The organism is Candidatus Alkanophaga liquidiphilum (assembly GCF_053996935.1).
The window spans coordinates 1-11,292 of the sequence record NZ_JBMXYC010000058.1; the positions used below are offsets into that span (position 1 = coordinate 1).

General features: G+C 50.3%; 11 protein-coding genes. 8 read left to right on the forward strand and 3 right to left on the reverse strand.

From position 1 onward, the window contains the following. Positions 1 to 324: hypothetical protein (locus ACXJJA_RS07660; RefSeq protein ID WP_456487623.1), on the forward strand; the 324-nt coding region annotated here is incomplete at its 5' end. 895 nt (positions 325 to 1,219) lie between these two features. Here ACXJJA_RS07660 and ACXJJA_RS07665 read toward each other — a convergent pair. Together ACXJJA_RS07665 and ACXJJA_RS07670 are read right to left on the reverse strand one after the other, a co-directional pair. Then, entirely contained in the window at positions 1,220 to 2,362 is a 1,143-nt protein-coding gene (locus ACXJJA_RS07665; protein ID WP_456487624.1) for an acyl-CoA dehydrogenase family protein, read from the reverse strand. 53 nt (positions 2,363 to 2,415) lie between these two features. Continuing rightward, complete coding sequence (locus ACXJJA_RS07670; RefSeq protein WP_456487633.1) at positions 2,416 to 3,222, reverse strand: SDR family NAD(P)-dependent oxidoreductase; 807 nt, start codon at positions 3,220 to 3,222, stop codon at positions 2,416 to 2,418. 60 nt (positions 3,223 to 3,282) lie between these two features. Between ACXJJA_RS07670 and ACXJJA_RS07675 the strand changes: the two genes are divergently transcribed. The 6 genes from ACXJJA_RS07675 to ACXJJA_RS07700 all read left to right on the forward strand — a co-directional run bounded on the left by ACXJJA_RS07675 (position 3,283) and on the right by ACXJJA_RS07700 (position 8,347). After that, positions 3,283 to 4,140 carry a glycosyltransferase gene (locus ACXJJA_RS07675; RefSeq protein ID WP_456487625.1) on the forward strand — a complete coding sequence of 286 codons (858 nt, stop codon included), beginning with the start codon at positions 3,283 to 3,285 and terminating at the stop codon, positions 4,138 to 4,140. Positions 4,141 to 4,182: 42 nt separating this feature from the next. After that, entirely contained in the window at positions 4,183 to 4,764 is a 582-nt protein-coding gene (locus ACXJJA_RS07680) for a hypothetical protein (RefSeq protein WP_456487626.1), read from the forward strand. A gap of 26 nt (positions 4,765 to 4,790) precedes the next feature. Continuing rightward, entirely contained in the window at positions 4,791 to 5,960 is a 1,170-nt protein-coding gene (locus ACXJJA_RS07685) for an argininosuccinate synthase (RefSeq protein ID WP_456487627.1), read from the forward strand. Then, positions 5,947 to 6,771 carry a DUF5667 domain-containing protein gene (locus ACXJJA_RS07690; protein ID WP_456487628.1) on the forward strand — a complete coding sequence of 275 codons (825 nt, stop codon included), beginning with the start codon at positions 5,947 to 5,949 and terminating at the stop codon, positions 6,769 to 6,771. The genes ACXJJA_RS07685 and ACXJJA_RS07690 overlap by 14 nt, the downstream gene beginning before the upstream one ends. A gap of 227 nt (positions 6,772 to 6,998) precedes the next feature. After that, on the forward strand, positions 6,999 to 7,346 hold the full coding sequence (locus tag ACXJJA_RS07695) for a hypothetical protein (protein WP_456487629.1): 348 nt from the start codon (positions 6,999 to 7,001) through the stop codon (positions 7,344 to 7,346). 653 nt (positions 7,347 to 7,999) lie between these two features. Continuing rightward, on the forward strand, positions 8,000 to 8,347 hold the full coding sequence (locus ACXJJA_RS07700; protein ID WP_456487630.1) for a hypothetical protein: 348 nt from the start codon (positions 8,000 to 8,002) through the stop codon (positions 8,345 to 8,347). A gap of 882 nt (positions 8,348 to 9,229) precedes the next feature. Here the strand turns inward: ACXJJA_RS07700 and ACXJJA_RS07705 are convergent. Continuing rightward, a complete protein-coding gene (locus ACXJJA_RS07705) occupies positions 9,230 to 9,517 on the reverse strand; it encodes a hypothetical protein (RefSeq protein ID WP_456487631.1) in 288 nt (95 codons plus the stop codon). Between the two features lie 413 nt (positions 9,518 to 9,930). On the opposite strand from ACXJJA_RS07705, the gene ACXJJA_RS07710 reads away from it, so the two are divergent. Then, on the forward strand, positions 9,931 to 11,127 hold the full coding sequence (locus tag ACXJJA_RS07710; protein WP_456487632.1) for an HD domain-containing protein: 1,197 nt from the start codon (positions 9,931 to 9,933) through the stop codon (positions 11,125 to 11,127). Positions 11,128 to 11,292: the final 165 nt, after the last annotated feature.

Sequence of the window (11,292 nt, forward strand, 5' to 3'; positions counted from 1 at the left end):
GTGCTTTCGAGGAACACACGGCAGCAAATACGCTACCCGCTCGTGATAAAGCCGCTTCGGCTCAAGAGCGGGCACGCGGTCTACGGGGAGGTTTTCGGCGCCGAGGAGTGCCGCCCGCTCGCACCCCCGGATATCTGGCGCACGCACAAGGAAGAGCCATGGCTTGCGCTAACAACCCACATCCTCTCAGAAACAGAGCTTTGGCGGCTATGGGCGTGGCATTCGACGCATCACTATCGGTATCGGCGCCCTTTTATCAGGCTGAACTTCAGCTACAACATTGTGGACAACATCCTCGATGCCTTCATGTGGAACATCTGGTAATTCTTCCCTATCTTTTGATTTTTAAAGAGCGTGGATACGTCGGCAGGGACCTTAAGCACGGTAGCATTGGCTTCTGCGGGAGGGACGGAAAGAGGTCTCTGTTGCAGAATATGATTAGAATGGACAGGCGCGCGTTCATCAAAGCGAGCGCCACCCTCGGTGCCGCCGCTGCCGACAACCCCTTAAAAACTCAATCCGACTAACATCGCAGATGCAATTTTGAAGGAGGACGAGAACAATATATATCCAAAAGCACGAATACGAGCTTAAACTGACAGACGCCCTGTTTAAACATACCATCACTATCCACCCTTGGGAATGTAACTGGGACTGCAAGTGGTGAGGTGAAGAGATGTTGAAGTTATTAACTCCTTAAAAGCGATGGCTAGTGCACGGGCATATTTGTAATGATAGGCTCTCTGAGAGGATTAGTATCCCATCAAGGAAGCAAACGCTGTTGGACTGGATAGGATAAATATATCCTTTCGTCGTCTGGATGATGAATGGTGCAAAGGGTATACGTGAGATATAGCAATGAAAGCGTAATAAATGCGCTCCAGACCAACTACTTACAAGTTTAAGGAGCTAATGCCGTCTCTTTAATCCGCTTCTCTACGTAGACGATATTGCCTTTAAGAGATTTGCAGGCCCCTTCACGAGATAAATCCAAATTCCGAATAAAAATCTTTGACGGATGCCATGAACGAGAGGAATGCGAAAAGACGCTATAACCCTGAGGAAATTGCGATGCGTTATTTCAGGCGCTGGCAACCCTCAATACTTACTGTAAATAGTTGGAATGGTAAGGTTGAAGTCTTCAGACACAGAATGATAAACCAAAAATAGGAGCGGTGGGCGGGCAGAAAAGAGTTGGATAAAAAATAGAAGTAAAAAATTAAGCGAGGAGGGACCTTGCTATGGTCATCAGCTCCGCTTCTCTGACACCTTCATAGATTTCGAGAACTTTGACATCCCTATACGCTCTTTCTATGGGGTATTCATTGATGTAACCGTAGCCGCCGTGCATCTGAAGGCAGTCGTCAATGACCTCGACCGCCATGCGGGCGGCATACCACTTTGTCATTGCCGAAAGCGTCGGGTCGAAGTCGCCCTTGTCAATCCTCCACGCCGCCTTATAAAGTAACGCTCTGCAGGCTTCTATCCACGTTGCGTGCTTCGCAAGTCTGAATTGAATGTCCTGGTTCCATGCTACGGGCATGCCGAACGTTTGCCGCGTCTTCACATGCTCGATAGTCTTCTCAAGGATGCCCTGAGCGGCGCCGACGGCTTGCGCAGCAACCCATATCCTTCCAATGTCGAAGAACGTGAGCGTCTGTCGGGCGCCGGCACCCCGTTTCCCGACGAGGTTCTCCTTTGGGACTCTGACGTCCTTGAATGCGATTTCTGCAGTATCCGAGAGGCGGATGCCCATCTTTCCATGAATCTTGCTGCGCTCCACACCCGGGCGGTCGGTCTCCACGATGATGATGCTGTGCCGTGCGCTGCGCTTCTGCGCATCGGGGTCGGTGAGGCAAAGCGTCACGAAGAAGTTTGCATGCGTGCCGTTCGTGATGAACATCTTGTTGCCGTTGATTACCCATTCATCACCGTCGAGCACTGCTGACGTCTTTGCCGCTAAAAGGTCCGTGCCGGCGTCGGGCTCGGTGAAGGCGCCGCCACAAATCCATTCGCCTTTGCACAGCGGCGGCAGATATTTCTGTTTTTGCTCTTCGCTCCCGAAGAGGTAGATGATGTCGGCGCCGAAAATCGTGGCTAACGTAAATGTCATCCCCACGTCCACCCGCGCAAACTCTTCCATCACCAGAACGCCGTCGAGGTAGCCGAGCCCCTGCCCACCGTATTCCTCAGGCCAGTGAAGCCCGACGAAGCCCAGTTCGCACGCCTTCTTCCAGATGTCGAGCGGGAACTCCTCCTTCTCGTCTAGCTCCCTGAATCGTGTCTCGTCGTATTCCTTCTCCGCAAACTCCCGAGCAGCATTTTTAATATCCTTCTGCTCTTCTGTCAGTTCGAACTCCATGGCTCCTCACTTTTGCCCTTTCCCAAGGATAGAAATAAAGTTTTCTAAATGCGTCAGAACGTGGTGTAGCCGCCACTTACGCTGAGCGTCTGGCCGGTGATGTGTCCGGCGCACTTGTCCGATGCAAGGAAAAGAACCGCATACGCAACGTCTTCGGGCGTGCCTATCTTCCGCAGTGGATATACCTTTTTTATCTTCTCTAAGACTTCAGGCTTCACGAACCGCTCTTGCATCTCCTTGCTGTGCCAGAGGCTTTTCTCACCTACGTCTTGTTCCCAGTTTTTGGGGAGAGTAAGGCCCGGGCACACGACGTTCAATCGAATCCCATAACGCCCAACCTCACGAGCGAGAGTCTTCGTCAGCCCAATGATTGCCGCTTTGCACCCGGCGTAGACGCCTTCCATATATTCGCCCATGCGTCCGGCATCTGAACCGATGCTCACGATGTTCCCGCTCTTCTGTTCCACCATCTTCTCGAGAACGGCTCTCGTGCAGTAAATCATGCCTTTGTAGTTAATGTTGATGACCTTATCCCACTTCTCAGGCGTCTCTTCCAAGAAGAGCTGGTCCACGTTCCAGCCGACGTTGTTCACGAGGACGTCAATCCTCCCGTATTTATCAACGACTTGCTTCACGGCGTTTCTTACCTGTTCGTAGTCGGAGACGTCGCACTTTATGTAAACGGCGCTCTTCGCACCTCGCTCCAAGCAATCACTTACGACTTTTCGCCCTTGCGGCTCGTCAATATCGAAAATTGCGACGTTCGCCTTTTCATCAGCGAAGCCCAAAGCAATTGCCCTGCCGATGTTGGAGGCCCCGCCCGTAACGATTACAACCATGTCTCCCAGCCCCAGGTCCATCTGCGCCACCACTTGCATTTTGGTATTTGTATATAATTTCACTGACGAAATAATTGAGAGATGAACGTAGCGGTAGGCGTCGCCGCATACAACGAAGAGGCGAACATCGGGAGATTGTTGGGGAGACTCCTTGACGAGGGCGTTGACGAGATAATAGTGGTTACAAGTGGCTGCACCGACAGAACTGATGAGATTGTGGCGGAATTTTGCAAAAAAAGTCGAAAAATAAAGCATATACGAGAGCCAGAGCGGCGTGGCAAGAGCGCCGCCGTGAATATCATCTTGAGAGAGGCCCGAGATAAGGACGCCCTTGTGATGCTTTCTGCCGACAATTTACCAGAGCGAGGCGGCATCAGGAAACTATTAACGCATCTTGGGGAAGGGGTGGGCGCGGTGAGTGGACGCCCACTTCCGACGAACGACAGGCGGACGCTCTGCGGCTTCGCCTCTCACTTGCTCTGGGAGCTACACTTCCGCATTTCCCGTAAAGACGCAAAACTCACCGGTGAGTTTTATGTGGTGCGGCCGTCGCTCGTCGGGGAACTGCCTGAGGGTTTAATAAACGACGATCTTTTCGTGGAGCAGGAGGTGCGGCAGCGTGGCTACGAAATCGTCCAGAGCGACGTTTCGTCGTTGATGAGGGGTCCAGAGAGCGTTCGTGAGTTTCTGAGGCAGAGGATAAGAGTGCATATCGGGCATTTGCAGCTACGAGAGATAAGCGGCTACGTCCCCTCTACGGTTTCCGTCAAAGCTATCCTCATAGAGGCTTTTGAAATGGTGGAGATGAAAGAGCTGCCGAAGTTGCTCGTGGCGTTCTTGCTGGAAAGCCTCGCACGGGCTTCCGCCCTACTGCTTTTCAAACTCGGGAAAGTCCCATATAAATGGGCTCCTGTAAGCTCGACGAAGAATCTGGGGTAGAGAGTTATTTATGTAAGACTATGGTAATCTAAGGCGGCGAGCATGGAAGGGCGTGCTGAAGCTGTCGGAGGGATGTATGTGAAAATAGATATGCCTTTAGAGGGGGTCATAAATTTCTACCAAGCGTTAGAGCGTTTCGAGAGGTATTGCAAGCTTTGCCGAACAGCTGAGAACGTAGAACAGAAGATAATATACAGCGCAAACGCCCGGGACGACATAGACGCCGCCTATCAAGAGTATCTCCAAAACGTCGCTTTAATACTTGCTGTGAAAAGCGGTGCCCGTCCGATACCGATGTTCAAAGAGGTGAGCACCGAGGAACTGAAGAGGTGCTTTGAGGAGCAACTCGCCGCCCTAAACGAGAACGCCGCCTTGGAATATCTGGAGGCGTTGAACACAATACGGCGCTGCTGCCCTGAGAACTGCGAACGGCACGAAGATGCTGCGATGGAGAAACTTAAAGAGCTGGCAAACAAGATTAAAGAGTCTGTGGAGACGCTTTACGTGAAGGAGGGGTTGGAAATGACGAAGAAGCAGCTGAAGGAAATGGTCGAAGACCCAGAGAAGTTCAGGGCGGTGTTCGTATTGCCGCCGAAGCCTCTCGTGGAGGAATACAGGCTTTAAGAGGGAGCGCAGGGGATGATGGAAAGATGAAGGTAGTGCTTGCGTATTCGGGCGGGCTGGACACGTCGGTTTGCATACCGCTGTTACGGGAGCGCTATGGCTTCGACGAGGTCATAGCGGTGACCGTGGACATCGGGCAGCCCCCTGCCGACATAAAAGAGGCGAGAGCGCGAGGATCGCGGCTGAGTGACAAGCACATCTTGATGGATGCAAAGGAAGAATATGTTTACGACTATATCTTTCCGCTGATAAAGGCGAACGGCTGCTACGAGGGTTACGTGCTTGGGACGGCGATTGCAAGACCGCTGATTGCGAGGAAGGTGGTGGAAGTCGCCTTAAAGGAGAATGCGGACGCAGTTGCCCACGGCTGCACCGGCAAGGGCAACGACCAACTACGCTTCGAAGCCGTCTTCAGAGCTGCGAATCTAAAAGTCGTAGCGCCGATACGAGAGTTGAATCTGACGAGGCGGGAAGAGATGGAATACGCGAGGGAGCACGGGATTGAAGCGCCTGCGGAGAAGCGGTGGAGCGTGGACGAGAACATCTGGAACCGGAGCATCGAGGGCGGCGAACTTGAGGATCCGGACTTCGAGCCGCCAGAGGAGATTTACAAGTGGACGGTCTCGCCTGAGAAGGCGAGAGAGCCCGAAATCATCGAAATACGCTTTGAGCGTGGCGTGCCTGTTGCGCTGAACGGCGAAGCGCTCGACGGCGTCTTGTTGATAAGGCGGCTAAACGAAATAGGCGGGCGGCATGGCGTCGGACGCACCGACATCCTCGAAGATCGCGTCCTCGGCTTCAAATCCCGAGAGATTTACGAGCACCCCGCCGCCACGATTCTGTTGACGGCGCATAAGGACTTGGAGCGGCTCGTGCTGACAAGGAACGAGCTAAGGTTCAAAGAACTCGTGGACAAGGCGTGGAGCGAGCTCGTTTACCACGGCTTGATCATAGACCCGCTCTATGAGGCGCTGAACGCCTTCATAGACAAGACGCAAGAGCGAGTTACTGGCGAAGTGCGGGTGAAGCTCGAAAAGGGGAGCGCAAGGGTCGTCGCCCGCCGCTCGCCGCACAATCTGCTTTCCAAGGAGGTGTCGTTCGACGCCAAGACCGAGCAGCGTGCCGCCGAGGGTTTCATCCTCTACCACAGCCTTCAGCAACGAATCTTCGAGGCGAGGCGGCATGAGCGAGCATGACGCGGAGAAGAACACAAGGAAAGTTTTAATTGTGGCATTGATAGTTTTCGTCTCCGTAATCGCGGGCGTCAAGCTCGCAACCGCCGGCGCCACCGGCATTATCACCCCAAACTCCCATCTCTATCCCTTAGATTTATATTTCGATGGCGTCAAATGCCGTATTTGCGGAGCTTTCGGTGACAACTCCCTCGTGAGCGCCCACCTCTCAAACCTCGAGGAGCGGCTTGCTGAAATTTTGTGGGCAGTGGAAGAAGGAAAAGAGGTGGAGCCCGCAGTAAAGGCTTACGAAACGGAGCTTGACGAGCTGAAAGAGGTTTTAACGGGCGAAGTCACGACACTTACGCTGCTAGACGCTCAAAAGACGATAAGTAAACATTATGACATGCTGACGCCTTACGCCACAACGCTCGATGCTGTCTTAAAGGACGTGGACAAGGTCGCAAACTTGACGAACGCCTTAATAGAAAAGCGAACTGCGGAAAAACTTGCAATCTTGGCGGCTTTGGAGGAAAAAATCATGAATGCGAGCATAAAGGTCGAATTCCCAATTTTTGACGTATATCCTGAGGGGCTGACGCTCGTGATAAGGGATAGAGGACGCGTTGTAAGAAGCTACGTGATTCTGATAAACGCAAGCGCTCAAGAAGTGTATTTGGAAAGGGGGAGAAGAGGTGAGCTTATATTTGTAGATTTAGAGTGTTTGGAAGCAGAAGACTTGAGGAGCGTGGCTAACGCTGTTGAAGACCAAAAGATAAGTATGGAAGACCTCGCATTGATATTAAAGGCACAAAGTAAGTTATTAGGCGCGTAGAGGAGATGCCGTGAGAGATTTCCACGAGAAGCGATGCTTTTATATATAGGGTTCCAGTCGAAATGCAAACTCGAAGGAGGTTCGAATTTCCAATGGAAATGTGGGCGCTAGGGCACGGAGAATGCTCCAAAGACACCCCCCTTTGTTTCCACTGGAGCCTTGCAATATCATGCCATTCCCCAAATAAATAAAAATGAATAAATGTCAAATATGTCATAGTCCCAAAAATGCTGCCGGAGAGGATAAAATTCAGGAACAATCCACTTGATAGGAAAAGGATAGTAAAGATTGTGAGGGAGAGCTTCAAAAATGGAAGGAGCGTAGCCATGTGCATTTCGTATGGAGGTTTGAATGTGATATGTTACCTCGAGGCAAGTGAGGAGCTGAAAGCGAAAATGGAGAGGACGGAATTCCCGATTTTTGAGGGGGAGCTTAAAGATGCTGACGAGCGGATGAAAAGAATTATAGAGAACTACGAACGCGATTACGGCGAGGTAGTGCTCAAGAACAAATATTACAAAATCAAAAATATTACAGAAGAAGTTGTGGAGGAAGAAATGTATTATTACATCTGACTATGGTTTAGGTTATACGTCGCACTTAGGCAAATATCGAGCTATAATTAAGCACAGAGATATGCGAAAAATAAGTCGACCTTCTCTTTATGTTTATGTTAGGACATCCTGTTCTTACTGAATGCATCTCAGCGGGTTCGGTTTTGCGTCGTAAAAGGGTAGGTATCCCGTATTACCGCTCGTCGGCGATACAACGCAGAGTTCTCTCGCCGCCACCCAGCCCACTTTCGGTAGTCGAATGTGGAAATATAAGCTTATCTACGTAAGGCGACCTTTACCTCCTTTCCAACGCCTCCCCTTCAAACGCTCTTGTCGCTTTTTTCTATGAGCTCTCGTAATACTTTCGTCACTTCATACCGTGAAGGCAAGTAAACTACCACCTTTGAAATAGGTGGCTTCCAGCATTCGCCCGCTGCTTCTCGCTCATGGACTCATCTGCCGGAGGACTCACCGCTTCCCCATCCCATCGAACTCTTTATCCAACGGACTATTTCCTATTTCACTTCCCTCTACTCCAGAACATCTAGAGCGTCATCGGGAACATCCCTTGATATTTCATCGTCGCCAGAGTTATTAATATTTCTCGCCATCCACCGGTTAAAACCAGCGGGCTTCTGGCGGGTTTTTATAAAAGTATAAAAAACTAACCAAAAATGCTCACACAAAGCCAAATAAAAAAAATCATACAACAACAAATAAGCAAAGAACACAAACTAGGAACCACAGGAAAAGAACACCTAGCATACACAACATACATAATAAACAAAATAACCACACAAAAAACCAACACCAGCCAAATACAAATAACATATCAATACACCATAAGCATAGAAACAGAATTCACGACAGAACCAGACAATCCCCCCTACACATACACCTACGAAAAAACAATAACTCTAAACCAACAAGGTCAAATAATAAAAGAAACACCGAAAAAACTACTCAAGACTAACCTCAACCAAAACATCGCAAACACAATGTTAGACATCCAAAACCTTTAAATGCTACAAAAACTTAATATTATTACGAAAACCAAACACCTAACAATAACCCTTCTCCTAATACTTTTCACAACAACACACGCAGCCCTACAATATTGCAAGTTCAAAAACAAAAGAGTAAACTGCGATATTCCCACGCAGGCGAAACATTCTGCTATTACGCAATGGGCTCATAAACCAACAGCCCAGCCCCATAGTACTATGCGCAAGAGAAAAAATAATATGTGCCATGGACTGCAAACACCAAGGCATACGGCTACGGAGCAGGAGTGTTCGCACGACCGACCGGACAGAAGCGCCTGCCAAAACTTTAACAACAACCAAAGAAAATATAAAATCCCTAGCCTGCTGATCAGAGTTAACACCATCTAAAACACACTATCAACACTCATATTCAACCTCTCAGCAAGCAAAGACCTCAACACCTTCAAAGAATCCACACTTCTCCAAAATCAAAAAAGCATCATCAGAAGAAGAAACAACACCTCCCAACTCTCACTCCGACACAAAACCCACCACAGAATAATTAAATATCAACAACTTATAAAAACGCCCTTCATACCACTCAAATTGAAGCTATTAACAATCTGCTCACGTGCCATCGCCCTCCTTATTCAGATACAATTCATGCCATCGAGCTAAAAGTTGATAAGACGCACATTACTGAAGGGGGAGCTGTGGTCCCCCCTGGACATTGTATCTTTTGTTATACTTAATTTTCTTTGTTTCCATAACGATCTGCTAAGAAGTCCATCGTCTTGCGGTGTGGGAAAGTTCCAGTGGAAACAAAGGGGGGTGTCTTCAGAGGCTTCTCCACTGCTCAAAACCAACGTCTCTTGTGGAATCTCTCTTCTCCTTCGAGTTTGCATTTCGACTGGAACCCTATATATAAAAGCATCGCTTCTCGTGGAACTTGCCGACGTAAAAGAAAAGGTTAAACAGTGACGTTTGGCGTTTCTTTGAGCCCGCCGTGCATGATGTGATGGTGTTGGAGCCCCACCAAGGGTCGCTCGTGCTGGCATCCGAGATGGGTGTGGTAGTCGCCGGGTGGCACGAGATGGCTTGGTGGTATTTGTAGCGTGATGACGCCGTTCCACGTGCGGTTCGCCGCCGGATATCCGACGCTACGAGCTTCGCCGTAAGTTCGGCTCCCTCTCTAAAAAGGGGCACTGCTAATTCCTCAGGCTTGAGAAGGTGTGTGGGACTTTATAAGTATGATGCTAACGCTTAAATGGCGAGTGTCGTTTTACATGCCGATGGCGTCCGACGGGGACGCCTAACGCCTTTCGCACGGGCGCTAATATCAAGTCTTGTGAGACCGCTGAGCTAAAGCACGTGACGAGCTGCCGACGGTTATCGGAGCTTGGTAGCAGGTTCGTGCAGCTTCGGGTTTGATGACGTTCGATGCGTTATTGAAAATCCTAAGACCGCGTTCCTGGGCGGGCTGCCTGCGAGTGTGGTTTGGTGGTGGGGCGGCGTCCCGGAGCGCGCCGCTGCCGAAGCAGCCTAACGTCCACGAACGTAATCAAATATCGTCCGTAAACCAAATATCGTCTGAGCTCAAAAGGAGAAAGAGGCAAAACATGAGCACAAAGGTAATAAGAGACACGTTACACGGCTACATAGAAGTTGACGAGCTGGCGCTTGCGCTCATAGACACTGCAGAGATGCAAAGGCTTCGCCGCATAAGACAGCTCGGCTTTTCATACCTCGTTTACCCGGGGGCGAACCATACAAGGTTCGAGCACGCTCTCGGCGTGTTCCATCTTTGCTCGCTGCTGCTGAGGCGGCTTGGCATCCCTGACGAAAAAGAGCTGCTCGTCGCCGCTCTGATTCACGACGTGCGGCACGGGCCGTTCTCGCACGTCACGGAGCCTTTAATCAAAAAATACACCGGAAAGGGGCATGAGGATATCGAAGATATAATTTTTGGCAGTCATGAGTCTGGGTGCTCTGAATTGGGAATATGTGAGGTCTTGGAAGATTATTCTTTAGACAAAAGAAAAATATTAAAATACGTCAAGGGCAGCGACTTAGAACTTTCGAAGCTGCTGAACGGCGAGATTGACGTTGATAAGATGGACTACCTCCTCCGGGATTCATATTACACGGGCGTAGCCTACGGCGTTATTGATAACGTTAGGCTGATTCAAGGACTTGAGTTCCAAGATGGAAGCTTAGTTTTAAACGAGAAGGGAATAACTCCCGCAGAGTATTTGCTGTTCTCACGGTTCCTGATGTATCCGACCGTTTATTACCATCACACCAGTAGGATTGCCCAGATAATGTTTGTAAGAGGTTTGGAGAGCATGATTGAGAGCGGCGAGCTTGAGGCAGCTTCGTTGACGAGTATGGACGACTACGAAGCGTGCGTGCGGATGCGGCACGCCAGGGGTTACCCGCGGGAAATGATTATGAGAATCGAACGGCGGAAGCTTTTTAAAAGAGCAGTTTACATGCCGCTGCGTGAGCTTGATGAGGGCATCCTGGGGGAGCTAAGCGACGAGGCGAAAGCTAAGAAACTGGAGTCCGAGATCGCGGATGCCGCTGGCGTCGCCCCGGAGTACGTGCTGCTCGACGTTCAAAAGAGCGAGGAAATAAAAGAGCGGCGGGCTAAAGTCATGGTCGGTGGCGAGGTGAGAAGCCTGAGCGAGGTATCAGTCGTCGTTAGCATGCTTGAAAGGGCGTTTCAAGAGAGCCGGAGGCTCGGCGTTTATGCACCCGAGACCGTTAGAGAGCGTGTGCGAAAGGCGGCGGTGCGTGTCTTGGGGTTAAGGTAGTTTTTGCATTCTGTGCCCGCAAACGCGCTTGCTTTCATAATCCCACATACGGCTCCTCCTTGAAGGTTCTGAGCACGAGGTGGGTGCTCACGTGCTCGACGCCCTCTATAGCTTTTATTTTATCGATGACGGTCGCGCACTGTTCGTGCCCGAAGCATCTCAGGC